The following is a 511-nucleotide window of genomic DNA, read 5'->3' on the forward strand; positions in this document are numbered from 1 at the left end:
TGAACTCAGCACGCTGGAAGGGAAGTTGTATCTGGCGACCTGTATCGATCTTGCGACGCGGGAGGTGGTCGGCTGGGCGATGGCCGACCACCACCGCGCCGAGCTGCCGGTCGCCGCCTTGCGGATGGCGGCCGGGCGTGGCGGCCTGGAGCAGGGTTGCGTCATGCATACGGATCGCGGCAGCGAGTACACGAGTGACGAATTCCGCAGCGAAATACGCAAGTTGGGCATGAGGCAGTCGATGGGGCGCGTCGGCTCTTGTTACGATAATGCCGCCGCGGAAAGCTGGTTCGCCATCCTGAAAGCGGAGATCGGGACGACCCTGTGGGAGACCCGTGAGGCCGCCCGGGCCGACGTTTTCCGCTATGTCGAGGTCGAGTACAACCGCAGCCGGCTCCGTCGGCACCCCGACTACGGGTACGTCACCCCCCTCGAAACGAGATCCTTGCTCAGTCAGAACCTCGTCCCGGCAGCGTAAACACCCGCTGTCCAGTTCGCGGGGGGAACTTCA

1 protein-coding gene is annotated in these 511 nt (G+C 64.6%); it reads left to right on the plus strand.

Features of this window, described 5'->3' with window-relative positions; genetic code table 11:
* On the plus strand, positions 1–478 hold a 478-nt coding region (locus tag ACVNF4_RS36885; RefSeq protein WP_461807154.1), incomplete at its 5' end, for a transposase.
* Positions 479–511: the final 33 nt, after the last annotated feature.

The organism is Streptomyces sp. S6, from assembly GCF_054880855.1.